This window comes from Paenibacillus sp. Root52 (assembly GCF_001426865.1).
In the GTDB taxonomy this organism is placed as follows: Bacteria; Bacillota; Bacilli; order Paenibacillales; family Paenibacillaceae; genus Paenibacillus.
This window is the reverse complement of the sequence record NZ_LMFO01000034.1, coordinates 79000-102881: the sequence shown is the minus strand read 5'-3', so window position 1 is coordinate 102881 and position 23882 is coordinate 79000. Positions and strand designations below refer to the sequence as shown.

26 protein-coding genes and 1 riboswitch are annotated in these 23882 nt (G+C 45.8%); of the genes, 10 read left to right on the top strand and 16 right to left on the bottom strand.

Annotation, left to right across the window (positions count from 1 at the left end; all coding sequences use genetic code 11):
- Positions 1-187: 187 nt before the first annotated feature.
- Positions 188-814, bottom strand: a complete 627-nt coding sequence (locus tag ASD24_RS29200; RefSeq protein ID WP_056703833.1) for a hypothetical protein — start codon at positions 812-814, stop codon at positions 188-190.
- A 57-nt stretch (positions 815-871) separates the two neighbouring features.
- Positions 872-1372, bottom strand: coding sequence for a hypothetical protein (locus ASD24_RS29195; protein WP_056703830.1), 501 nt, complete (start codon positions 1370-1372; stop codon positions 872-874).
- Between the two features lie 247 nt (positions 1373-1619).
- Between ASD24_RS29195 and ASD24_RS29190 the strand changes: the two genes are divergently transcribed.
- The 6 genes from ASD24_RS29190 (at position 1620) to ASD24_RS29165 (ending at position 6666) form a co-directional block, all read left to right on the top strand.
- A complete protein-coding gene (locus ASD24_RS29190; RefSeq protein ID WP_056703828.1) occupies positions 1620-2006 on the top strand; it encodes a VOC family protein in 387 nt (128 codons plus the stop codon).
- A 77-nt stretch (positions 2007-2083) separates the two neighbouring features.
- Positions 2084-2195: riboswitch (TPP riboswitch) on the top strand.
- A 213-nt stretch (positions 2196-2408) separates the two neighbouring features.
- Positions 2409-3449: an ABC transporter substrate-binding protein gene (locus ASD24_RS29185; protein ID WP_200956222.1), complete on the top strand. Its 1041-nt coding sequence runs from the start codon at positions 2409-2411 to the stop codon at positions 3447-3449.
- A 223-nt stretch (positions 3450-3672) separates the two neighbouring features.
- Positions 3673-3966, top strand: a complete 294-nt coding sequence (locus tag ASD24_RS29180) for a thiamine-binding protein (protein WP_056703822.1) — start codon at positions 3673-3675, stop codon at positions 3964-3966.
- Positions 3966-4724, top strand: coding sequence for an ABC transporter permease (locus ASD24_RS29175; protein ID WP_056703820.1), 759 nt, complete (start codon positions 3966-3968; stop codon positions 4722-4724). Before ASD24_RS29180 ends, ASD24_RS29175 begins: the two co-directional genes overlap by 1 nt.
- A gap of 207 nt (positions 4725-4931) precedes the next feature.
- Entirely contained in the window at positions 4932-5699 is a 768-nt protein-coding gene (locus ASD24_RS29170) for an ABC transporter ATP-binding protein (RefSeq protein ID WP_056704168.1), read from the top strand.
- A gap of 148 nt (positions 5700-5847) precedes the next feature.
- Positions 5848-6666, top strand: a complete 819-nt coding sequence (locus tag ASD24_RS29165) for a TatD family hydrolase (protein ID WP_056703817.1) — start codon at positions 5848-5850, stop codon at positions 6664-6666.
- Between the two features lie 85 nt (positions 6667-6751).
- Here ASD24_RS29165 and nfsA read toward each other — a convergent pair whose 3' ends face one another.
- Together nfsA and ASD24_RS29155 are read right to left on the bottom strand one after the other, a co-directional pair.
- The gene (gene nfsA / locus ASD24_RS29160; RefSeq protein ID WP_056703815.1) at positions 6752-7495 is read right to left on the bottom strand and encodes an oxygen-insensitive NADPH nitroreductase; all 744 of its coding nucleotides are present in this window, start codon (positions 7493-7495) and stop codon (positions 6752-6754) included.
- Entirely contained in the window at positions 7479-8084 is a 606-nt protein-coding gene (locus tag ASD24_RS29155) for a TetR family transcriptional regulator (protein ID WP_056703811.1), read from the bottom strand. The genes nfsA and ASD24_RS29155 overlap by 17 nt, the downstream gene beginning before the upstream one ends.
- A 39-nt stretch (positions 8085-8123) precedes the next feature.
- On the opposite strand from ASD24_RS29155, the gene ASD24_RS31260 reads away from it, so the two are divergent.
- Positions 8124-8282 (top strand): hypothetical protein, encoded by a 159-nt coding sequence (locus ASD24_RS31260; protein ID WP_235540962.1) that lies wholly within the window; start codon positions 8124-8126, stop codon positions 8280-8282.
- 23 nt (positions 8283-8305) lie between these two features.
- Here the strand turns inward: ASD24_RS31260 and ASD24_RS29150 are convergent, their stop codons facing one another.
- The 6 genes from ASD24_RS29150 to ASD24_RS29125 form a co-directional block, all read right to left on the bottom strand.
- A complete protein-coding gene (locus ASD24_RS29150; protein WP_056703807.1) occupies positions 8306-9466 on the bottom strand; it encodes a YhgE/Pip domain-containing protein in 1161 nt (386 codons plus the stop codon).
- A gap of 275 nt (positions 9467-9741) precedes the next feature.
- The gene (locus ASD24_RS29145; protein WP_082560620.1) at positions 9742-12270 is read right to left on the bottom strand and encodes a heavy metal translocating P-type ATPase; all 2529 of its coding nucleotides are present in this window, start codon (positions 12268-12270) and stop codon (positions 9742-9744) included.
- A 187-nt stretch (positions 12271-12457) separates the two neighbouring features.
- On the bottom strand, positions 12458-12658 hold the full coding sequence (locus ASD24_RS29140) for a copper ion binding protein (RefSeq protein WP_056703804.1): 201 nt from the start codon (positions 12656-12658) through the stop codon (positions 12458-12460).
- A gap of 41 nt (positions 12659-12699) precedes the next feature.
- The gene (locus ASD24_RS31470; RefSeq protein WP_200956236.1) at positions 12700-13110 is read right to left on the bottom strand and encodes a metal-sensitive transcriptional regulator; all 411 of its coding nucleotides are present in this window, start codon (positions 13108-13110) and stop codon (positions 12700-12702) included.
- Positions 13111-13336: 226 nt separating this feature from the next.
- Positions 13337-13831 (bottom strand): GNAT family N-acetyltransferase, encoded by a 495-nt coding sequence (locus ASD24_RS29130; RefSeq protein ID WP_056703802.1) that lies wholly within the window; start codon positions 13829-13831, stop codon positions 13337-13339.
- A gap of 129 nt (positions 13832-13960) precedes the next feature.
- Positions 13961-14146 carry a hypothetical protein gene (locus ASD24_RS29125; RefSeq protein ID WP_056703799.1) on the bottom strand — a complete coding sequence of 62 codons (186 nt, stop codon included), beginning with the start codon at positions 14144-14146 and terminating at the stop codon, positions 13961-13963.
- A 288-nt stretch (positions 14147-14434) separates the two neighbouring features.
- Between ASD24_RS29125 and ASD24_RS29120 the strand changes: the two genes are divergently transcribed.
- Entirely contained in the window at positions 14435-15301 is an 867-nt protein-coding gene (locus ASD24_RS29120) for a hypothetical protein (protein ID WP_056703796.1), read from the top strand.
- A 25-nt stretch (positions 15302-15326) separates the two neighbouring features.
- On the top strand, positions 15327-15620 hold the full coding sequence (locus ASD24_RS29115; protein WP_056703793.1) for a hypothetical protein: 294 nt from the start codon (positions 15327-15329) through the stop codon (positions 15618-15620).
- Between the two features lie 91 nt (positions 15621-15711).
- Here ASD24_RS29115 and ASD24_RS29110 read toward each other — a convergent pair whose 3' ends face one another.
- From ASD24_RS29110 to ASD24_RS29085, 6 genes are all read right to left on the bottom strand, one after another.
- Complete coding sequence (locus ASD24_RS29110; RefSeq protein ID WP_056703790.1) at positions 15712-16485, bottom strand: nucleoside phosphorylase; 774 nt, start codon at positions 16483-16485, stop codon at positions 15712-15714.
- Between the two features lies 1 nt (position 16486).
- Positions 16487-17158, bottom strand: coding sequence for a sulfite oxidase-like oxidoreductase (locus ASD24_RS29105; RefSeq protein WP_056703787.1), 672 nt, complete (start codon positions 17156-17158; stop codon positions 16487-16489).
- Between the two features lie 48 nt (positions 17159-17206).
- Positions 17207-18130, bottom strand: a complete 924-nt coding sequence (locus tag ASD24_RS29100) for an ABC transporter permease (protein WP_056703784.1) — start codon at positions 18128-18130, stop codon at positions 17207-17209.
- On the bottom strand, positions 18114-19181 hold the full coding sequence (locus ASD24_RS29095) for an ABC transporter permease (RefSeq protein ID WP_056703781.1): 1068 nt from the start codon (positions 19179-19181) through the stop codon (positions 18114-18116). Before ASD24_RS29095 ends, ASD24_RS29100 begins: the two co-directional genes overlap by 17 nt.
- Positions 19178-20677, bottom strand: a complete 1500-nt coding sequence (locus ASD24_RS29090; protein WP_056703778.1) for an ABC transporter ATP-binding protein — start codon at positions 20675-20677, stop codon at positions 19178-19180. Before ASD24_RS29090 ends, ASD24_RS29095 begins: the two co-directional genes overlap by 4 nt.
- Positions 20678-20972: 295 nt before the next feature.
- Complete coding sequence (locus ASD24_RS29085; protein WP_056703775.1) at positions 20973-22004, bottom strand: BMP family lipoprotein; 1032 nt, start codon at positions 22002-22004, stop codon at positions 20973-20975.
- 278 nt (positions 22005-22282) lie between these two features.
- Here ASD24_RS29085 and ASD24_RS29080 point away from each other — a divergent pair, with 278 nt between their 5' ends.
- A complete protein-coding gene (locus ASD24_RS29080) occupies positions 22283-23725 on the top strand; it encodes a hypothetical protein (RefSeq protein ID WP_056703772.1) in 1443 nt (480 codons plus the stop codon).
- Positions 23726-23882: the final 157 nt, after the last annotated feature.

The window sequence follows — 23882 nt, the reverse complement described above, 5'->3', positions numbered from 1 at the left end:
CTGCTCCAGCCGCTTGGTCCGCGATAACGGGCGGTTCCGGTTAACTTGGGGAAATATCGCTCCCCTGGCGAAAACGCCTCCGAGTTGGATGCTCTTCAACGGCATGTTCCGATCTGTAATTGTTGTTTATCAGTATATACAAAAGCAACGTTTAAATGCAAGTGATACGAGCCTAATGTTTACATTATTAATCATACTTATAAACCAGGTTGCTATCCCCATCTATCCCCTGAACGGATGTCTCGATCATCTTCTCATCTGTTGTTACATCCAGAAATGTTTTCCGATCATCAATTGACATGGCGTGCATTGTGACATTCGAGTATTGAATTCGAATTTCGTTGATCGAAGGATCATTAATGTAACCGTAGTTGACCCTAAAATTACTCTTTCCATCCATCGTCGTGCCTGCAAATTTAGCTAACCAAAAGGGTGCCTGTTTATCTATAGGGCTAAGATCTATATTTTGCAATATATATTCGTTCTCTTGCTTTACAACTTGTATCATTCCCACCTCTGTTACCGGCTCTTGGTTGATATAGTATGTTGCAAAAATAGAACTTCCTTCATCGTAAGGAACATCGATAATGATATCTTCAGAATTTTCTTCCCTTTTTAATCTCTTCTCCAGACCCACAGCCACTAGCTCTTGCAGATTTTTAGCTTTGATTTCATAATCGCTATCCAGTTGAGTAAAACTGGTACTAGGATCAGAGGAAGTATTGACGTAGTCTTCTCCATCAAGTTGATCTCTACACCCAGTAATCAACAACAGGGCTGCAATAATCAGTAATAGTTGCTTCAGTTTCTTCACCGCCTGTTAATATTCTTGATGGCAAAAATATTAACACTTTTCTCCTCTATTTTCCAATTATGCTCCTGTATTAACGAAGGGAGCCGCATTCTCTTTAGCTTTTATGAATTTAACGAATACATATCGAACAAGCGGCCCAATGATGATCAACTGTAACGGTAACGCCAGGCTAAAGTTCCGCAGTATGGTATGAAGATACGTTTCCACGAGAGACTTCCCATTCAATTGATTGGCAAGATACGCTGTAAGCATCCCATACATCGACATCATTAGCACCATTCCCACGACCATGCACACAGACATCGCCAAAATGCCGATCACCTTATTCGATTTGTTGAATGGCAATGCAAAGGCAATTTTCTGAGCCACCGGCCCAACGATAAAGCTTTCCACCACAAAAGCTACAATAAAACATAGGACAAACTGAAATAAGATCTCTAGCGGAGACATACTCCCCATTAATCCGTTATACAGTAAATTGAAAGTCATCATAACGACTACCATTCCTGTGCACATCATCAATCCAAAATACGTATGTTCTTTCTTTGTTGTTGGCAATTCGCTCATCCTCTCTTCTACTTGGACAATTATAAAGATGAGGAATAGGGTCACATAAGTGAACATTTTGTGAACTTTAATAAAGTTACTTTATACTTATATTTAAATATAGATTATGTATTTAAATATAGATCATGGCATCTAGATAAATTATCTATTTTCCTATTTGACAACCCGGATTTATCCCCCTATGATACTCCTTAAATGTAAACCATATTCACGAATCAGTTAGGAGGATTACTATACAATGAGCTTTCAAAAACGTATCGACCACATCGGTATCGCTGTCCGTGATCTGGAGACGACGCTTCGTTTCTATACCGAGATCGTTGGGCTTGAGCTGAAAGACCGCGTTACCCATACCAATGGTGTGATCCAACTTGCTTTCCTCGGATTCAATGGCAGTGATGAAACTGAAATCGAGCTCATTCAGGGATATAGCGACAAACTTCCCTCCGAAGGAACTGTGCATCATTTTGCGATTCACGTGGAGGATCTTGTTGCTGAATATGAGCGTATACAAGCGACGGAAGCAGAATTTATTGATGGAGAGATAATCACATTACCGAACGGTTACCGCTACTTCTTCATTTATGGCCCAGAGAAGGAATGGATCGAATTCTTCCAGCGTTAATCTTTCTTTTTGACGGTCACATATAGACACAATGTTCTCACTCGCCTATAATTACACCTAGTAATACCCTTAACTTCATAGTTTCCCAGGGGAGTCGGAATTGGCCGGCTGAGAGTGTATCCCACAAGATACTAACCCTTAGACCTGATCTGGATCATGCCAGCGTAGGAATCGGAGTATATCGAATAGGCTCAGCTATACCGCTGCGCGCTACTTCTCTAACGCCTGCACGCGTCCCGGAATCCGGGGCGCTTTTTTTATGTTCTTTTGCATATCACGTTACATAAAAAAGACATCCAGATCATAGCCGGTATAATTCTGTTGATTTATGCAAGATGCTTGGATATGAAGCCAAGGAGAACCCTCGCCAATTAGGCGGACAACATGAAGGAGAGAATGAAGATGAGATGGCGTAAAATGATCGGCTTGTTGCTCCTATGCGTAACCTTGATTGCAATCACGGCTTGCGGAAGCAAGGAAGCTGGCCCTGCCCAATCTAACGGAGATACTAACACCGAGAACAGTAGTGAAGGTGATAACGCAGCACTCCGAGATGTTAAAGTTGTACTGGACTGGACACCGAATACGAACCATACCGGCTTATATGCAGCGGTAGATCAAGGATTCTACGAAGCCGAGGGCTTAAACGTGGAGATCGTGCAACCTGGTGCTGGCGGCGCTGACACGATGGTCGCTTCGAATGAGGTTCCTTTTGGCGTAAGTTATCAGGAAAGTGTAACTCAGGCACGTACCCAAGGTGTACCGCTCGTCTCAATTGCTGCCGTTATTCAACATAATACGTCTGGATTTGCAGCACCGACGGATCGGAACATTAAATCCCCGAAAGACTTCGAAGGTAAAACCTATGGAGGCTGGGGCTCCCCAGTAGAGGAAGCGGTAATGCAATCCATTATGGAGGGCGAAGGCGCTGACGTATCCAAAGTGAAAAACATTAACATGGGCGATGCCGACTTCTTCACTGCCGTGAAACGCGATATCGATTTTGCCTGGATTTTCTATGCATGGACTGGGATTGAGGCTGAGCTTCGCGGAGAGCCGATCGACATGTTGTATGTCAAAGACTACTCCGAAGCACTCGACTATTACACGCCTGTATTGGTAACGAATGAAACCACGATTCAGAACGATCCTGAACTGGTTAAAGCGTTCATGAAAGCCACATCTGAAGGGTATCAGTATGCTATTGATCATCCCGAAGACGCTGCTAATATTCTGATCAAAGCCGTACCGGACCTCGATAAGGATCTTGTGCTTGCAAGCCAGAAGTGGCTAAGCCCGAAATACACAGATGATGCACCACGCTGGGGCGAACAGAAACAGGAAGTATGGCAGAATTATACGGACTGGATGTACAGCAAAAAACTGCTGGAGGAACAGATCGATGTGAGCAAGGCATATACGAACGATTTCTTACCCCAATAAAATTTCTCATATAAAATGAACTTAGTATTTACACGAGGACGGAGAGGACAGAAATAACGTGAAAAAGCGAAGCGGTCGCCTTTATCACCGGATTTTCCCTTTAGAGAAAGGGAATCAAAAAAATCTGGGGATAACAGCGATTGGAAGGTTATTCTGTCATCGAAGTGGCAAGTGTAACAGTCATTCGTTCATTTTATATATTTCGAAAGGAGCCGTGAACTCCATGGCAAGCACATTACTCAGTATTCAAGTTATCCCGAAGACTCCAAATGGTGAGGACTCATATCCGTATGTAGATCGTGCTATTGAAGTCATTCAACAATCTGGTGTGAAATATCAGGTCAATCCCCTAGAAACAACGATGGAAGGTGAGCTGGAGGAACTGCTGGACGTTGTTCGCAAAATGCATGAAGCACTTGTGGACGCTGGTAGCCCTAGCATCATCTCCCAGATCAAAATCGCCCATAGCGGCGGTGCCGGCTTCAGCATGGATAAACTAACGGAGAAATATCGCTAATGCATGCCTATTTCAAAAGCGTATGGCCGCCCCTCGTGGCGGTTATTCTCTTTATTGCGATATGGCAAGGAGCCGTCTCGCTGTTTCATATTGAAAAGTGGATGCTACCTGCCCCTTCGGACATTGCTCGTGAAGCAGCTTCACAGGCGGATCGACTTGGTATGCATGCATGGGCGACGATCCAGTTAACACTCATCGGATTCGCCGCAGGAACGTTGGTGGGACTGCTGATTGCCATGGTGCTTCACCTGATCCCATTTCTAAAGTCTGCGCTCTATCCGTTGCTTATCCTAAGCCAGAACATTCCGACCATCGCGCTAGCACCGCTTTTGCTGATCTGGTTCGGATTCGGATTGCTGCCCAAATTAATTACCATCATTCTGGTCTGCTTCTTCCCTGTCGCCGTAGCCGCCATGGATGGATTAACCCGTACGGATGCCATGATGATGAACTATATGCGTATGGCTGGCGCCAAACGTGGACAGCTATTCTGGAAACTGGAGCTTCCGCACGCGCTGCCCTCAGTCTTCTCTGGAATCAAAATAGCCGCTACATATAGTGTGATGGGAGCCATCATTGCAGAATGGATCGGAGCAGATAAGGGCATCGGATACTATATGATGTTACAGAAGTCTGCATATCGAACGGATCGATTATTTGTAGCCATTATGATTATTGTGGCGCTCAGTCTGCTGCTCTTCCTGCTGATTGCACTGCTTGAGAAGCTACTCGTGCGCTGGCGACCACAAAAAAGATAATAATGGTACTGGAAAACCTTGTGGCAAGGATGTGAAACCGGGATGAGAGACGAGCAGAAGAAACTGAACGATCACCTTACCGATAACCTAATGAATGAACATGAACATGTGACAAACCAAAATTCAACGATACAGACAACAATTCAACAGTCTGATTCTACATTACTACCAAGCGAAATTACCCAAGCCTCTCCAGCTCTTGAGGTTATGCAGGTTCATGCCTCATATCGTGAGCGACGCAAAACATTATCTGTATTGGATAATCTGTCCCTAACCGTTGGGCAAGGCGAATTTGTAGCCATTGTTGGCCCATCCGGCTGTGGCAAAAGTACTCTTTTTCATATCATTGGCGGTTTGCTTAAGCCGCAGGCTGGTCGAATTCTCATGCAAGGGCATGACGTTACCGGACAACGAGGCAAAATCAGCTACATGCCGCAACAACCCGCTCTCCTGCCTTGGCGAACGATTGAAGATAATGTGGTGTTAGCAGGCGAAGTATCGAAGACAACTCTACCCCGACCAGAAGCGATTGCTGAAGCACGCAAATGGTTGGCTAGTGTTGGTCTGGCTGGCTTCGAACGTGCTTATCCACATATGCTCTCAGGAGGGATGCAGCAGCGTGTAGCTTTCCTGCGTGCATTACTTAGTCCACAAGAGCTTATGCTACTTGATGAACCTTTCAGTGCGCTTGATGCCTTGACACGTAGTGATATGCAGCGCTGGCTATTGGAGATCTGGGAACAGAATCGCCGCTCGGTGTTATTCATTACACACAACATTGAGGAAGCTCTTCTGCTAGCGGATCGGGTGTATGTTCTATCCAACCGCCCAGCAACCGTGCTGCAAGAGGTTATTGTTCCATTCGATCGCCCACGACGTGAATCGGTTACGGAGGACTCTGCCTTCCTTGAACGTAAACGCCAAATTTCACAGTGGATGAGAGAAGAACAGCACAAAACCCGCCTATCTATATAGCGCGGGTTTTTAGAGTTATTGTCATGTGTCAAACAGAGCGGTAAGCAAGCTATGTAAAAATGTATTTTTCACCTAATATGGGTGATCCGACTTGAAATATACGACGTACCACGAATAGTTAGACTCTATTAATCATAAGGAGGGAATTATGGATACTCGTGCTATAGCACCGTTAATTGATGCCCATATCCACTTGGATCAATATACAACAACGCAACAACAGTCTATACTGCAATCCCTCTCCTCCCAGCAGGTGGAAGCCCTCATTGCGGTCTCCATGAATCTGGATTCCTGCCACGCCAATCTGGAACTTGCCAAGCATAACCCACGTACGATATTTCCCGCCTTTGGCTACCATCCAGAGCAACCGCTCCCTTCTGCAGGGGATCTCCATCTGCTCCTTGGTTGGATCAAACAGCACATTGGACAAGCCATAGCCATTGGAGAGGTGGGCTTGCCCTATTACAGCAGACAAGAAGCGGAGCAAGCAGGGAACTCATGGGATCAGAGTGGCTATATTGAATTGCTGGAACAGTTCATTCAGCTCGCGAAGCAGTACAACAAACCTCTGGTTCTTCATGCCGTGTATGAAGATGCTGATATCGCCTGTGATTTGCTTGAGAAGTATCAGTTCCGTCGTGCCCATTTCCACTGGTTCAAAGGCTCACGCCAAACGATCGCACGGATGGCAGATAACGGTTATTTTGTCTCCTTCACCCCTGATATTATGTATGAGGAAGAGATCCGCGAACTGGCAAGGCAGTATCCATCGGAGCAGGTTATGGCTGAGACCGATGGACCGTGGCCTTTCGAAGGTCCTTTCCAAGGGCGGATGACTCATCCCGCGATGACAAGGCAAGTTATTCAGAGTTGGTGCGAGGTCATGGGGATGGGCACCGAACGCGCTGCACGGCTTTTCTACCAGAATGCCAAACGGTTCTACGGTTTGCCAGTATCATCGCTCTAAAGTTATGTAAGAAAAGGTCAGTCAGGCTCGAAGCCTAACTGACCTATTTTTAATTTATCAATGCTCAAATACATTGGCCTGAACATTAACGCTTCATGAACCCTTTGCCTTCCAAGAAAGGTTTCATCTGCAAGCGCACTGGCTCCGTGAGACGTTTGGCCATTGATACAGACCAAGGGGTCTTGTTCGCGCCCTGCGTTCGTTCATTCATGTAGGCTACCGTGGTCTCATCATATCGCGCCATGCCTTCAAGTGTCTGCTCCGCATTATACTGATTCTGATGAAGAACAGCATCTAGTGGTAAACGCGGGCGAATGCCTGTCACCTGATCGGCAACACCAATACACATGCCATAGACCGGATATACGCCTTCGGGTAGTCCCAGCAGCTCAGAAACTTCCTCAATACGTGTGCGAAGTCCACCGATATAGACAATGCCATAGCCGAGTGATTCCGCTGCAAGGGCTGCATTCTGTGATGCAAGTGCTACATCAATGGTAGCGACCATAAAGTTTTCCGTCGAATCTGCGTAGGTTTCCTTGTCTGGCATATGCTGCTTCGCCGCATCCTTCAGTCGAAAGAGGTCTGCGCACCATACCAGGAATACGGGACATTCATTCACGTAAGCCTGATTGCCTGCCAGCTCAGCAAGCTTCGATTTTAATGCCGAATCCGTTACCGCAATTACACTATACGCCTGCACACTGCTGGAGGAAGAAGCCATCTGACCAGCTGCAATGATCGTTGCCAACTGTTCTTCACTTATAGGATCTGCCTTGAATTTCCGTACAGAGCGGTGCTTCATCATTAATTCAATCGTTTCGTTCATGGTTCGTCACTCCTAATCCTCGAAGTACAAATTCAATTGTTTGCTCAGCAAGTTCCTCTGTAGTTATTCCCTGATAATCCGCTAGAAAACGTGAATTTTTGGCTCGTTTATGCGCCAAAGTTGCCCCCATCACCTGTAATGTGGCATACGACACGGATTCAATATGAAAAATACCCTGATCTTTACCTTCTTGCAGTAAATCTCTTACCTTCGTCCAGATTGGATCTAGGAAACGAAAAACCGTCGGCGTACGATGTGTCCGCAGCGTAATTTCAAGCTGCACAATATCGCTCATCTCGGTGTCTACCATCGTAAACTTCACAACTTGACCCACAATCCGCCGGACACCTTCCACGGGAGACATAGATGCTGCAGCCAGCTCATTCAGCATCTGACCAGGAAAAAAGTGTTCAAATAATGCTTCAAACACCTTTTCTTTGCCGCCAAAGTGATAAGAGACCAAGGACACATTCGCTCCCGCTTCATCACAGATTTGACGGACGCTCGTCCCGTCATACCCCTGACCTGCAAAAAGCTTCTTGGCTGCAAGCAATATCCTCGTTTTAATGTCCAAATCTGGTTCCGTCATTCCGTTCGCTCCTCTAATCCGTTCTCTTGTAAATGTTTAATGAAATTATACATAATTATCTATTATGAAAGTTTGTGCAACAAAGCGCAAGGCATAGCCATTCAGGATGGCATATGTGAAGTTGTATCCTCCATCTACTATTACACCAAGCCCCCCATCGGCAATCAATGGGGGGCTCAGTGTACGTATACGTTGTAAATCCGTATATCCTTAGAAGTGTATTAAGCGTTAGATGGTGCTGGGCTTGGTGCACCTGCTGATACACGTTGCTTCTTCAGAAGGGTAACCAGCAGCGAGAGTGCGACCACAATCGCCAGAATAAGAACGATTGAACCTGCAGCAGACTGAATTCCTGGGCCGCCAAGTTGAGCACTCAAGATACCTTGAACCGCGTAAGTAGCCGGCAAAAATTGACCCACACCACTATAGAATCCATTCAGCAATTCACGTGGTACCATCGCTCCTGAGGATACGAGCTGCAAGGATAGCGAGATAACATTGAACAAGCTTCCTGCAGGCCCGAAGCAGATCAAGAAGAACTGCGAGAAGAACATGAACGTGCAGAGGAACAAGGCTTGGAATAACCAGAATGCAACGAATCCTTGTTCAATCTGTCCGCCAAGCGCAACGATAAGTGAAGATCCGAGTAAGGATACAACCAGGGCTGAACCTACGTTAATGACAATTCTTGCACCAAATAGCGTCCAGCGAGAGAACGTTGCGGACAACATCCCCATAGCTGTTTGCAGATTCATCCCCATGATCATAGCTCCGACATAAGATGCCAGCACCATCATCATCGGTACCATCTGATTGTTCATTCCGTTCACCGGGTTAATGGACGTTGTTACGCCTTCCACACGGGAAATCAGGTTAGTAGCTACATTAGCGGCTTGATCTGCTGGCGTTCCTGTTGCGGTTAGCACAGTTTGCACACCTTGAGCAGTAGCCTGCTTGTTGATCGTGTTGGTCACGGACTGTGATACACCTTGCATCATGCTTTTGATCGTCACCGGGTTAGCTTCATTAATTGTGTATTTAATCTCAGCAGTTGATCCAGCCGTTTGAAGCAATTCATTAAAACCAGCCGGGATTCCGAGTACCATGTGAACTTGGTGATGATTGAGCTGATCTACTGCTTCTTCCGAACTTAGATTAGACACGGTGTGAAACGGTAACGTCTCTGCCAATCGTTCGGCAATTCCTTGGGATAGTTCGCCATCCTCGTTTACAATCGCGACGGTAAGCTCATTCGTGCGATCATTAACTCCTGAATATGCAGTCATCCAGATGATGCTAAAAATCACTTGGAACATAAGTGCCGTCACGATTCCAACAATCACTGGTGGTTTTTTAAACAAAACGCGTAAAGCCTGTACCATAGATCTTATCCTCCATTGCAAAGTAGTTCGAATTTGATATAAACATTCGTTTGAATCAAACGAATGTTTAAATTTTAAGTGTATATGTCATTATTGTCAATGGAATTTCTGAAAATTAATGAAAGAGGGTAACTTTTTTTAGAAAAAAGTCACTACTCTCTTTTCATATCATTTATAGAAATAACTCAGGACATATCTCTTCGTACAAGCCTCACCTAATCTAATGGATATCCTACCGATTCCCAATGAGCTTGATTCAATTTCTAGTTGTTGCTTTATGATTTATGTTGCAGCTTCATTCGTTGCAAACGTAAGGCATTTAACACAACAGACACCGAGCTGAACGCCATCGCAGCACCAGCTAACCATGGTGCAAGAAAGCCCACAGCAGCAATGGGAATACCGATCACATTATATCCAAGCGCCCAGAACAGATTCTGCTTGATATTCCCCATTGTTCGCCGGCTCATCTCAATAGCGTCAGCAATGCTATTCAAGTCGCCACGCATCAACGTAATATCCGCCGCTTCCATCGCTACATCCGTTCCTGTACCAATAGCCATCCCAATATCAGCTGTCGCCAGAGCTGGTGCATCATTGATTCCATCTCCAACCATAGCCACCTTATGGCCATTAGCTTGCAGCTTCTTCACTTCAGCCGCTTTGCCCTCTGGGAGCACCTCTGCCAAAACGTTATGGATTCCTGCTTGTTCCGCCACTGCGCGTGCTGTTCGTTCATTGTCACCGGTAATCATGATGACGTCGATCCCCATCGCTTGCAGACGGCTTACCGCTTCGCGTGACGTTTCCTTAATCGTATCTGCAACAGCAACAATCCCTGCCCACACACCATCAATGGCAACCAACATCGCTGTACGCCCTTGTTCCTCCAGTTGGTTCATCTGAGTCACTGTACCATCTGGAACATTAACCCTAGCATCAGCAAGCAAGCGCCGGGTTCCCACGAGAATCTCTTGTCCCTGAACGTGAGCTCGAACGCCGTAGCCAGGTATGTTCTCGAATTGCTCGGATGGACTCAGAGCGATGTCTTTACCTCGGATTCCTTCCACGATAGCCTCAGCGAGTGGATGCTCCGAATTTTGTTCTGCTGCGCCAACTCGTTGTAATAGCTCCATTTCCGTCCAGTCCGAAGCTGTTACAACGTCTGTAAGCACAGGTTTACCCTGAGTTACTGTACCCGTTTTGTCCAATACAACAGTTTGAATCTGCTGTGCTGATTCCAGATGTTCGCCGCCTTTGAACAGAATGCCATATTCAGCAGCTCGTCCCGATCCAGCCATAACCGAGGTTGGCGTAGCCAAGCCTAGAGCACACGGACAAGCGATAACCAGTACGGCAATGGCTTTTTCCAATGATCCAGCGAAGTCACCTGGACTTGCGAAGAAGTACCAGATAAGAAATGTTACGACGGCAATACCCACAACAATCGGGACAAAAATACCTGAAATCACATCTGCAATCCGCTGAATTGGAGCTTTGGAGCCCTGCGCCTGCTCAACGACTTTAATAATCTGAGATAGAGCCGTATCTGCACCCACTCGGGTCGCTCTTAGGCGTAACATGCCGTTTTTGTTCAAGGTTGCACCCGTAACGGCATCCCCGGGCTTTTTGTCTACAGGTAAACTCTCTCCACTGAGCATTGATTCATCTACAGAAGACTGCCCTTCCTCCACGATGCCGTCCACCGGGATACTGTCCCCCGGTTTCACAAGAACGATATCACCCACGGCAACATAACTCGCAGGGATAACGACTTCCTGCCCATCGCGAATAACGCGTGCTTCACGCGGTGCTAATTCAATCAAGCTCTTAATTGCCTGAGAAGAGCGTCCTTTCGCTACAGCCTCGAACCATTTGCCGAGTAATATCAGTGTGATTAGAATCGCACTCGTCTCATAGTAGAGTTCCACCGCAGGCATAGCGGCTGTGGTCGTTCCCATTGCACCATGATCCATCGTAGTCGCAGGTAGATAACCACTGGATAACGTTAGATAAAGACTATAGAAAAATGCCGCACTTGTACCCAAAGCCACGAGCACATCCATGTTGGCACTACCGCTGCGCAAAGCTTTGTAAGCTCCAACATAGAACTGCCATCCAATCACAAACTGAACTGGCGTTGCCAGTAGCAACTGGAACCATGGGTTCATGAATAAATCAGGCACCCAAATCCAAGATGTGAAGGAGAAGTGACCTACCATCGCCCATAACAAAGGAATCGATAGTGCTGCAGATATCATCCATTTCCACTTCTTACGTTGCAATTCCCGCTCTCGGGCAGATGAAGTTTCCTCTCCCGTCTGTTGTAATTCTGCGCCATAACCGAGCTGTCTAATCTTAGCCGTGATGTCCGATGCTTTCAGCACGCCTGCTGTATACTCGACATGCCCTGTCTCCAGCGCTAAATTCACATTGGCACGAGATACACCCGGTAAGCGAGATAACCCTTTCTCGATCCGAGCCGAACAAGCAGCACAGGTCATGCCCGTTATATCCAGATCTACCGATTCCGTAACTGTGCCATAACCCAACGCTTCAACCTTATCCCGCAGTTGATTAACATTAATGACTTTGGGATCATACCTAACGGTCGCCTGCTCTATTGCGAGATTTACGTTAGCCTGATTAACCCCCTCCATGCGGGACAGCCCTTTCTCAATTCGAGAAGAACATGCTGCACAGGTCATACCTGTAATTTGGAATGTGGTGAGTAAACCAGATGCTCCCTCTACGGGTGGTAATGCTGAGCCAGTTGCAGTGTTGTCTGTTGCTGGCTTATCCATGTCGTCATCTCCGTTCGATTTTGTCCCCCAATACCCTATGGGGGTATATTCATTAGAAAAAATAAGGCTTAAACGATGAACTTATTCGAAAAAAATCTACCGATTCTTCTCGCCCTTTAGCTACAAAGGAAGTTCTGTTCAAGCCAGATGGATATAAACCGCTCATACGAAAATTAAGAATCCGTAATTAGGCTACATCATATCCTTGGTCTTCAATGGCCGCCTTGATCTGATCTACGTTAACCTTCTGCTCGTCATACTCTACCGCAACCGTTCCAGCTTGCAGATCGACCTGACCACTCGCACCAGCATTCTTCACGGCTTCTTCAACCGCCTTCACACAGTGATTGCAGGACATGCCTGCTACGTTCAATGTAACATTAGACATCATATATTCCTCCTTATGGGCTAAATAGATTTAAAAACAGGTTACTTCATTAACTTCCTTACCGTAACCAGCAGTTCATCGACTACTTCATGTTCCCCTGCCTGAATTCGCTCAACGATGCAGCTCTTCATGTGCCCTTCAAGCAGAAGTTTTCCTACTGAATTAAGCGCTGACTGGGCTGCCGCGATCTGTGTCAGGACATCATCACAATACGTATCCTTCTCAATAAGCCCTTTAATTCCACGAATCTGTCCTTCAACACGATTCAACCGTGAAATCAGATTGCCCTTCATCTCTTGTGAGTGATGACTCTTACGGACTTGCTTCCCGTCATCGTTATCAGCATGAGCATGGCATGAATTCGCCGTTTGTGCAGATTCCGGCTCCAATACTTCAGGTACATCGGTTCCGGAAGGTTCCATTACGTCCTTGGGATGGCTCTGATGATCCATCATAAACACCCCTCTTCATCATTCTGACTCCAGAATAACATACCCCACGGGGGTATTCAAGAGAAACTATAAATATTTACACTGACCACTTCGATGACAGAACAACATTCCGATCGCTGTTATCCCCAGATTTTTTGATTCCCTTTTCCAAGGGGAAAATCCGGAGATAAAGGCGAACGCTTCGCTTCTTCACATTATTTCTGTCCCTCCGCTCTTGTGTAAATATTTAGTTCAATTTATTTAGTATGTATTCCATTCTGCTGCTACGAACAACCAGACCTAACTTTTCGTAAAACTCTTGTGCCCCTTGATTAAATGAAGATACCGTTAGCTCCAGATGATCTGCCTTAAGCTCTTTCCCCAACTCCACAAGCACCGCCATCATCTTCTGTCCAATGTTACGCCCACGATACATCTGATCAATTATAATCTCATCAATGTAAAGCACCTCCCGATCCATAAACATCTCTGCATTATTAATTTTATGGAATTGGGCGCTCCCATACCCACAGATCTCCCCCTGCTCTGCTGCTTCAGCTACATACAGGTAGCGATCTTCTGCATTCAACAAGTCCTCAAATTCCTGCTGACTCATTCTAGGCTGTAGCGGTCTATATATGTCAGGACGTGCCTCGACATGCATACGGTGCAGTTCATCCATCAGCGCGGACACTCCTGGATAATCTCTACTTGAAGCCCTGCGGATGCTCACTTCATTCATTGCTATACCCTCTCCTTGCTCAAGATGTTCCCAGTATTATACATCTACCGTGCGACTACTGTACATCCTTGTACATCAAAAGGCAGATACCCCTGAAGGTACCCGCCGCAATTCAGCCATAGCTCGATTTTACTCTTTGGAAGAGGATTTTACACTGTTAAAGGCTACAGGGGATGGCTTAGCTGCCCATTCATCTGCTTGTGGCTCAATGTCTACACCACTTAGGATCTTCTTTTTCTCCATCAAGGAATCCCCATCTTCATCCAGTTTGTTACGAATTGCCGCCTCATCTTGAGGTTGATTGTTCTGTGTCATGTCGGAATCCTCCCTAATCTCTGTATTCGTGATGATGTTCCTTTATATAACGTACCCACTATTGGCGGGATCATTCATTTAACAACGTTTAGGTTGAATTTAATGTAGGTCTTAAGCACCTAATTTCAACTTAATAAATCACCCCACAAACCAATCCTACCACTGAGGTAACTGATTAATCTTCAATCGAGATCGTATGTAACTTTATTCCTATATAATCCAGAAAACGTTTACAATTATATTTATTTAATGGATAATATAAACATAAAATAGAAATTGGAGGTAAATATGAACAAAAAAACATTGCTATCATTTATGTTATCTATCGTCCTGCTGCTAACACCTGTATTAACTGTCGCTGCCTCTCCACAACCATCATTAGCAAATGATAATGAGTACACATTTATTGATGAAAATAATACTACAACTAAAATAGTCCAAGAAGAGGATGGCACGATTAAAGTTTATCTTAATGGTGTGCTCGATCATTCTGCAAAGACAGATTTAGACGCTGACATACTGGTTTATACAAAGTATAACAATGAAGCTCAAAACAGCCTCTCATCTACTAGTGAACCCTACACTACAACGATCTTGAAACCAAGTGATTACATCACAGAAGATGCAGGATCAAGCATAACTATAGAAAACCCTGCATCCGATGTAGTAACACCATTCTCCACTGCAGGTTATACGTATAAAGCCTCGTATACAGATACTTTTGTAACACAATTAACGGCAAAAGGTTATACTAAGGATGGTGGCATTACTCGTACGTCTGAAAAAAAAGTTAGTATTTCTAGAGGTACAGCAATTGGAGCTGCTGTATCAATAGCTATTGCTGCGTTGACCGGGCCTATAACAGTTGCAGTCGTTACTTCAGCAATAGTTGGAGCATATGCTGGTGTTATATTAGATGGGATATTCACTAAAAACGTAATACCCACAGTTCACTATGAAGACCGTTGGATACTTTGGAAAGGTGTTGTTAATTCTTGGGAGTTTGATTCAAAACAAGGAACACGGTACTTACGAGTGATATCGGACTACTCTGGCTCAGTCATTACTAAACCAACTAACCTCGCAAAATTAGGATACACATTTGATTTTACTGATTTTTTACAGACCACCATTACTAGATATACTAACAGATAAAAGCACAACAAGGAGTTGATATCAAGTGGGATCAAAAAACGAAAAGTGGAAAAGAATTCAGTCAACTGGTTTCCTGAAATTCTGTTTTTTGAAACCAATTTTTTTATCTCTTTGTGGTTTTGTTTTCATTGTAGGTATTAGTTTAATATTATACGGCTGGGATTCGGGATTTAAAACAGCATTAGATAATTTTCTATATTCATTTATATCTAAAGACATCTACTTAGTCATGGCTGCTTTTGGGTTGATTGCAGTGATAAATATAGTTAGCAATTGTTACATTTGGAATACAAAAGTTAAAAAAATTAATGAAGAATAATAAACCTTTAAGGCCGGATCTAATTTAATAGAGTCCGGCCTTTTTGAAGCATTCATAAGCAATAAAGTTCTTATTAAATGTTCCTTACGAATTAAATCTGATCCTGACGCGCCAATGTAGCCAGCGCTTGTAGCGCTGTATTGATCTCGTGTTCCACTGCATTCGCAACCGCATCCGTATGCGGATCATACTCGGCAGCCAGATCGCTGTCCGCAAAACCATCGATGGCCACGATTGCCCCAGCACGAGCACCACGCAAGGTACTGATGATGTAGAGCGCAGCAATTTCCATCTCTGCCGCAAGCGCACCTGCCTGCTTGTACTTGCGATGTGGAATTTCTTCTACGCCGGTGAAGAAGGCATCTAACGTTACAGTAATACCTACGCCCACCTTGGTTACACCCGCTGTCGGTGCATCGGGAGCTACAGTTGCTCCACCCGTCCCGCGAGCAGCTTCAATCAGCGCTTGTGTAACACCGATATCTGCTACAGCTGGGAAACCATCTGGCACGAGCTGGCGTGTCAATCCATCCGTGCGAACCGCTGCAGTGCTGACAATAACGCTACCGGCTGGATACTCAGCAGTATACGAACCTGCTGTTCCTACACGAATTAGTGTGGTCACACCTGCACGAATGAGTTCTTCGAAACAAACAGCCGCTCCCGGCGAACCTACACCATGACTAACTACAGCCATCTGTACACCTTCGTATTGACCCACAAATGTACGATACTCGCGGCTGAATGCCAGCTCTCTTACCTGTTCTAACTTACGAGAGATCTTCTCCGCACGCGCCGGGTCACCACAGACGATGGCATATGCCGGCATGTCCTCGGAGTGAATTTGCAAAATCGGCATCAACATCTTAATCAAACTCCTTCTTCGTCCATTCGTCTTCTGGGATCGGTAGATCCTCACCCGAGAAGCGCTGCTCCTTGAACGGATCGGCAAAATGGTGGAACCCATTATTTTCCCAGAACCCATTGCGGTCTTCCGTCATGAACTCAAGCCCACGTACCCATTTCGCACTCTTCCAAAAGTATAACTGCGGCACAACCAGCCGTAATGGATACCCGTGCTTCGGTGTAAGTGGCTCGCCATTATATTTGAAGGCTAGTAACACATCGTCATGCATAAGCTCTTCCAGTGGAACATTCGTTTCATAATCATGATCTGCATGAACCATCACATATTTCGCCTCTGGCTTAACGCCAAGAAGCTTCACGAATTCCGAGAAACGAATGCCTTCCCACGGCGTATCAAACTTGGACCAACGCGTCACACAATGGATATCGCTCACCGTATTCACCTGAGGCATCGCCTGAAGCTCTGCGAAGGAGAATACCTTCTCCTCTTCAACTTCACCGAACACCTTTAGATCCCATGTAGACAGGTCGTATTCGGGCACTTCTCCTTCATGCAGGATCGGGAATTTCTCGGTCAACATCTGCCCCGGCGGCAGCCGATCTCCATGCTCAGCACCTACTTTGGGTGCTGGTGATTTCGTCTTTTTCAACCGTTCAGCCTTATTCAGCAACGTGCTCCCTCCCTTTTCATAAAATCTCAGTGTTGAAACCTTAACGAATTAACGCGAGCTTCCGCCCGCTTTCAATGCATCCTGTTGATAGGTACGGTCTTTGAAGAAGAACATCGCTACCAGTGTTACAATATACGGCAACATTTGCGTGAAGTGCGTTGGCAACGTGAAGCCCTGTAGACGAATACTGAATGCCTCCATGAAACCAAACAGCACGCTAGAACCCATTACCCCGAGCGGATTCGCCTGTCCCAGCATCGTAGCAACGAGTGCAATGAATCCACGACCAGCCGTCATACCTTCGGTAAACATGGTAACTTGTCCAAGCGACAATTGCGCTCCAGCGAGTGCACACAACACACCACACATAAGAACCGCTCCGTACTGGATACCGCGTACCTTGATACCGATACTCTGTGCCGCAACTGGATTTTCACCCACTGAGCGCAGACGGAATCCGGAGACGCTTTTAAATAGATAGAATTGTAGACCAATCACAATGAGAATACCCAGATAGATTAACGGACTATGACCTGAAAATACATCCCCCACCCACGGGATATCCTTAATCAGAGGAATGTCCCATTTGGGAAGACCTTTCATGTCTTTATCGTAGTATGCACCTTTCACGTCGAAAATCGCACGCAGTGCAAAGGTCGTTAGTCCTGCGGCCAAGAAATTAAGCGAGATACCGACGACGATGGCGTTCGCTTTTAGATTAATACTAATAAAGGCAAATAACGCTGAGAACAGCATAACAATAATGATAGAAAAGATCACGGCAAGTAGTACATTGCCAAACAGGTAATTACCCACGATCGCTGAAAATGCTCCAATGAGCACAAGCCCTTCCAAACCCACATTGAACAGACCAACCCGGGAGCATAAAGCACCACCGAGCGCCGCGAGCAGGATCGGAGTCATAATCCGTAAGGTAGAGCCGAACAAGGCGGCATCAAACAGTTGTTGCATTGGACTTTTTCTCCTTTCTCCGCTTCAGGAATGAATATCCAATCTGAGCCGATACAAATAACGTTAATACAGCCTGAATTACACTGCCTACTTCCAGCGGAACATCCGTATTCCGCTCCATGCCCATCGCTCCGGTCTGTAGTGCAGCGAGCAATATGGCTGCTACAGCTGTACCGAGCGGATGTGAGCGAGCAAGCAATGTCGCCATAATGCCGCTCCAAGCATAACTTGCCGACGATAATGAACCATCAAGGAAACGGTATTGGGTACCGAGCACTTCTCCTGCTCCAGCAAGGCCAGCAAGTCCACCACTAATAATCATGGATAGCATCATCATCCGAATGCGGCGAACACCACCATACGTAGCGAATGAAGGGTTGCTGCCTAACATACGAATCTCATAACCAGTGACCGTTTTGTGAGTGAACCAATAGATTAGAATGGCTGCTACGATGGCGATAATAAAACCAGCATGTAGGCTCATTCCTTGAAATAGCTTCGGCAGCCATACCGTCTGATCAATCATGGGTGTTTGCGCCATAGCCGCAGAACCCGTCGTATCTTTAAACGGATAGGATACCATATACCCGCCGAAGTTAATGGCAATATAGTTTAATAGTAATGTCGTGATTAATAGATTCATGCCAAACCGTGCATCAAGCCAGCCTGCAAATAAAGACCAGATGCCTCCGGCAATAATACCTGCCACAATGGCTGCTATACATACGAACCAACCTGGCCCTGGCAGATAGAGCGCCGTTAGCGCCGCACTAAGTCCACCTAGAATCATCTGACCTTCTGCACCCATATTGAAGAATCCCGCACGGAATGCCAGCGCCACGCCAAGTCCCGCCAAGATAATCGGCGTAGAACGAGCCAATGTATTGGTGAAGAAGTAGAAGTTGCCGAAGGCTCCTTTCCACATCTCCGCATACGTATCTACCACAGACCCGCCAACGACCATAATGGCTATAGCGCCTGCCAGAAGACCAATCAATACAGCAAGCAGCGGCTGTACGAGCCCACGAAGACTTTCCTTTACCCGATTCATACCCGCTCTTTCCCTCCTGCCATTAACAAGCTGATCTGTTCTTCCGTCGCTTCATCTGCCTGCAGCTCTCCAGCGATCTCGCCTTCATACATCACCAAAATACGATCGGACAATTGCAAAATCTCAGATAACTCAGAAGATACTAATAGAATTCCTGCACCCTCATTGCGCTTACGCAGCAATTCAGCATGAATCGTCTCCATTGCTCCAATGTCTACGCCCCGTGTAGGTTCAGCAGCAATAAGGAACGGAGTATCCTGGGCAAACTCTCGCGCAGCAATCAGCTTCTGGAGGTTACCCCCAGATAAGAACTGTGCTTTCGTCTCCGCAGAACCTGTCTTGATACTGAACTGCTTGATCCAACTCTCTACCATCGTACGAGCTGCCTTTGCTTTGATGATGCCGCGTGATTGTAGCTTATGGTGGTGTCCCATCAATCCATTTTCGCGAACACTTGCATCCTTAGCTGCTCCCCACATATAACGATCCTCAGGGATATGGGCTAAACCATGTTCACGAATGCGGCGCACAGGCCAATTCGTTGTATCCTGCCCTGACAATAGGACACGACCACGCTCCGCTTTCCGAAGTCCGGCAATAATCTGGATTAGCTCAGATTGTCCATTGCCGGAAATTCCAGCAATCCCGACAATCTCACCTTTTCGAATGTTCATGTGAATATGATGAAGCGCAGAACGATCCTTGCCTCCTGATAGATTCACATCCTCCACCTGAAGCACCGTTTCAGTCGGAGCCGCCGGTTGTTTATTCATCCGCACAAGCTCACGTCCTACCATTAACCTTGACAACTCTTCTATATTGGTATCCTTTGCGTCTAGTGTACCTGTAACCTGACCATCGCGAAGAACGGTAATCCGATCCGCCACGTCCATAACTTCCTGTAGCTTGTGTGTGATTAAAACAAACGTTTTCCCTAACTTGGCGAGTGATTTCATATTCACCAATAGTTCCTTCACTTCGAGAGGTGTCAGTACCGCCGAAGGCTCATCCAATATAATGATATCTGCACCTTGATGCAGTACCTTCAAAATCTCTACACGCTGCTGCAAACCAAGCGGGCACTCCGCTACTTTTTTCCATGGATCAACGGGCATCCCATACTTTCTACCCAGCTCATTCACTTGTGCAGCGGCCTGTTTACGGTCAAACACTCCTGCAGACGCTGGCTCACGACCAATGACGATATTCTCGGCAACCGTAAAGGAAGGAAACAGCATGAAATGCTGATGTACCATGCCAATACCGCTGGCCATGGCTTGAGACGGGGTTGCGAAGCTTACCTCACGTCCACGAACCTTAATTGTGCCTGATGTAGGCTGCTCCATCCCATACAACATGCGCATTAAAGTTGTTTTACCTGCGCCATTCTCACCCACGAGGGCATGGATTTCCCCTTCACGCAAATTAAAACGGATATCCCGATTCGCCGTGAATTCGCCGTACTTTTTCGTAATCTGATCCATCTCCAGCAGCATATCTCGCGTTCTCTCCTCTCAGTTAATATAAGTTCAACAAGAACCTGTTACTCTTGCCACTACGATGACAGAATAGCTTTCCGATCGCTGTTATCCCCAGTTTTTTTTGATCTCTTTCCCTATGGGGAAAATCCGGGGATAAAGGCGACCGCTCCGCTTCTTCAAGCTATTTCTGTCCTCTCCGTTATCGAGTAAACGTTTAGTTGAACATATACGCTTCATTATAATAAGCAGCAAAACCGGCTGCCTGAACGGGCAGCCGGCTAATCAACACATTCACATAGAACACGGTAGACTATTGTTGCAATGGATCTTTTACAACGATTTTACCGGATACGATATCATCCTTAATTGCTGTAACTTGGTCGATGACCTCTTGTCCAACAAAATCACTTAATGGAGATTCGCTATCACGAGTAACAAATGTCAGACCTACACCGTCTTCTTTCAGACCGTAGTTTACAGCGCCTGCTTTGAAGTTACCTTCTACATAATCCTTCACTGTCTCGTAAGCAACCGTATCCGTTGATTTCAACTGGGACAATACGATGTGCTCTGGATCTTCAACTGTGCGGTCCGTATCTTGTCCAGAAGTATAGAAGCCTTTTTCCTTAGCAGCCTCGAACACACCAAGGTCGCCTACAGCGGATGCGCCAGCGATGAAGTCAGCGCCTTTACCGAATTGAACCAATGCCAATTCTTTCGCTTTTGCTGGGTCATTGAATCCACCAACATAGTTTACGAGGAATTCTGCATCCGGGTTAACGGACTCCAGACCTGCTTTGAAACCTTCTGTATATTTCTTAATGAGTGGAACGTCCATTGCAGCGATCATGCCGACTTTATCTGTTTTTGTGGACAATCCAGCAGCTGCACCAAGCAGGTACGCTCCTTCATATTCACGGAAACCAACGCTACGAACGTTAGGCAGATCAACAGTTGTATCAACAATGGCGAACGATTTGTCTGGGTTCTCAGCAGCAACCTTTTTCAGTGCATCCTCAGCTTGGAACGTCGCAGTAATAATTAGATCGTAATTTTCAGCAACAGCAGCACGCAGATTTTGCTCGAATGCAGCCGGATCTGTTGATTCGATTGTCTTCGTATCTACTTTGAACTCTTCGCCTGCTTTTTTGAAGCCTTCATCCATCTGTACAAAGAAAGGGTTAACCCCTATTTTTTCGGGAAGTACCAGAGCCATCCGAAGGGATTTCTCAGAATCGCCACCTTGAGCGGATTGTTCGTCTTTGGAAGCCGAAGTTCCACAAGCTGCCAACAAAATAGCCAACATAATGATCGATAAGACGAACGATAAACCTCTTTTCATTTCGAAAATTCCCCTTTTCAAAATTCTTTTTTTATTATCCTAGCGGAAAGTGTCGATCCTTGTCAATAAATCTTTGAGCGTATACACTCATTTAGAATACAAATGTGGATTTGCATTCCGCAGGGTTGTGGAAAGCGCTCTAATTCAGGCTTTTTTCTGTTGACATGCAGAGACGCTCCATGCTAGAGTCAATCCAACTTATTTATTCAGATAGGATTTGTCAGAATTATATCGCAAACCTACTCTATTTACCAACCAATTTTAAGGAGGCTATTCATTTGAAGAAAATCACCCAGATCACACTTGCGGCTTTGCTTGCTGCTCCGGTTACACTTGGCAGCCTTAGCTTGCCTTCTTACGCTTCTGCAGCATCTGCAGCATCTGCAGCTCCTGCTTCTGCCCCTTCGGTGTCCATAAAAGGACCGGTTGCTCAAGCACCAACAGTCTATACAGAGAGTGCAGCAGATTATGCCCAGTTCCTGCAAGCGAAATACAATGTGAAATTGCCGCAGCAGCCTACCAAAGGCGACTTCATCCAGGCTATTGCAGCCATTATTGAAGCTGATGCAGCTAGCGCTAGCACAGATGAAGCAAGTGAAGTTAAGGCTCCTGCCTTCACCGATCTGAAATCGGGTGATTCTACTTATGATGCAGCCGTTTCCTTATACAATAGCGGCGTTATTACAGGTACAGAAGTTCATGCCAATGACAAGCTCAGCACCTATGCTGCCGTATTTATCGCAGTAAAAGCAGCAGGCTTCAAAGAGCTGGCTTACACGTATCCTGAAGCGAAAACAACGAAAGCGCTGGCTAAGCTTGGAATCGGCGCTGGACGTGTTCAAGGTCTAGCTGCACAAGAGCTGGCTGCAGCCGTTGATACCGGCTTGATTCCAGAAAGTCTATATCCTGCCCTCCGCAAAGGTGGCGTAGCGACTACTGATTTTGCTAACATCCTACTGGGTCGTGTGTTATCTAGCCAAGGAAACTACAAGAATGAAATTGGCCGTTCAGGCGATGCGGACATCTATTCCAAATTGTACGCAGCTTATCGCACAGCCGATCTCATTGAAGCACCTGAGCTGAGAGAGATCGTGGATCAGGCATTGCGTAATGATCTGGTAACAGGTTATAACCTGAAAGACAGTCGCTTTGATTCCAACTTTATTGACGAATTGACGCTAACTTATGGTCATTCTGATATTCAACATGCCGTGCAGTTGATTGGTCTTCTGCGCAGTGAAGGCATCGAGGCCGATGTGCAGTTCCAACCGAAGACTTCTGCCTTCATCTATCTCAAAGAGTGGGGCGAGCCTACAGAGACGCCAGATTACAAAGTTACACAGATCGAAAATGGCAATTATATCGCCTATTCTAAAGAGTACGATATTCAGTTCGAGTTCAATACTACGGCTGACAAAGCACGCTTCAATGATATTATTCTGAAGTATGCGAAGAAGAGCACAGGCAATACGTCGAACCTGATTCATGCTTCATGGTGGCAGCCGCTCTACTACTCAGCTACTGCTATTGATGGGTATCCTGTGATTGCCAATACCAAAATCTCGCTGGGTCATTACTATGCGCAGTCCTTCTCTCTTCAAGAGAAAGCAAAAGATATTCAAGCCGGCTTCCGCAAGCTTGCTCCGGATGCAGATATCACGAGCTATACGTTCTGGGTGGATCAACCATTCCTTAACTACTTGAACGGCGAATCCGAGTAATTTCGATATACGCACTCATGCAATAAACGTCATCTTTTGACTTCCAAAAAAACCGTTTTTACGAAACCTTATGGCACTTGACCCTTCGGTTTGTAAAGACGGTTTTTTCTTTATTTCTACAAATGCGTTGTGAAATTAAGCCTCATTTAGACACGCA

Coding starts and splice junctions, on each gene's coding strand:
- ASD24_RS29090 (WP_056703778.1), bottom strand. CDS start 20,677: ATGCTGCTGGAGATGGATCAGATTACGAAAAAGTACGGCGAATTCACG.
- ASD24_RS29185 (WP_200956222.1), top strand. CDS start 2,409: ATGAGATGGCGTAAAATGATCGGCTTGTTGCTCCTATGCGTAACCTTG.
- ASD24_RS31260 (WP_235540962.1), top strand. CDS start 8,124: ATGAAATTATACATAATTATCTATTATGAAAGTTTGTGCAACAAAGCG.
- ASD24_RS29155 (WP_056703811.1), bottom strand. CDS start 8,084: ATGACGGAACCAGATTTGGACATTAAAACGAGGATATTGCTTGCAGCC.
- ASD24_RS29140 (WP_056703804.1), bottom strand. CDS start 12,658: ATGTCTAATGTTACATTGAACGTAGCAGGCATGTCCTGCAATCACTGT.
- nfsA (WP_056703815.1), bottom strand. CDS start 7,495: ATGAACGAAACGATTGAATTAATGATGAAGCACCGCTCTGTACGGAAA.
- ASD24_RS29150 (WP_056703807.1), bottom strand. CDS start 9,466: ATGGTACAGGCTTTACGCGTTTTGTTTAAAAAACCACCAGTGATTGTT.
- ASD24_RS29095 (WP_056703781.1), bottom strand. CDS start 19,181: ATGAATCGGGTAAAGGAAAGTCTTCGTGGGCTCGTACAGCCGCTGCTT.
- ASD24_RS29130 (WP_056703802.1), bottom strand. CDS start 13,831: ATGAATGAAGTGAGCATCCGCAGGGCTTCAAGTAGAGATTATCCAGGA.
- ASD24_RS29125 (WP_056703799.1), bottom strand. CDS start 14,146: ATGACACAGAACAATCAACCTCAAGATGAGGCGGCAATTCGTAACAAA.
- ASD24_RS29175 (WP_056703820.1), top strand. CDS start 3,966: ATGCATGCCTATTTCAAAAGCGTATGGCCGCCCCTCGTGGCGGTTATT.
- ASD24_RS29145 (WP_082560620.1), bottom strand. CDS start 12,270: ATGGATAAGCCAGCAACAGACAACACTGCAACTGGCTCAGCATTACCA.
- ASD24_RS29085 (WP_056703775.1), bottom strand. CDS start 22,004: ATGAAAAGAGGTTTATCGTTCGTCTTATCGATCATTATGTTGGCTATT.
- ASD24_RS29110 (WP_056703790.1), bottom strand. CDS start 16,485: ATGTTGATGCCGATTTTGCAAATTCACTCCGAGGACATGCCGGCATAT.
- ASD24_RS29180 (WP_056703822.1), top strand. CDS start 3,673: ATGGCAAGCACATTACTCAGTATTCAAGTTATCCCGAAGACTCCAAAT.
- ASD24_RS29190 (WP_056703828.1), top strand. CDS start 1,620: ATGAGCTTTCAAAAACGTATCGACCACATCGGTATCGCTGTCCGTGAT.
- ASD24_RS31470 (WP_200956236.1), bottom strand. CDS start 13,110: ATGGATCATCAGAGCCATCCCAAGGACGTAATGGAACCTTCCGGAACC.
- ASD24_RS29165 (WP_056703817.1), top strand. CDS start 5,848: ATGGATACTCGTGCTATAGCACCGTTAATTGATGCCCATATCCACTTG.
- ASD24_RS29100 (WP_056703784.1), bottom strand. CDS start 18,130: ATGCAACAACTGTTTGATGCCGCCTTGTTCGGCTCTACCTTACGGATT.
- ASD24_RS29170 (WP_056704168.1), top strand. CDS start 4,932: ATGCAGGTTCATGCCTCATATCGTGAGCGACGCAAAACATTATCTGTA.
- ASD24_RS29120 (WP_056703796.1), top strand. CDS start 14,435: ATGAACAAAAAAACATTGCTATCATTTATGTTATCTATCGTCCTGCTG.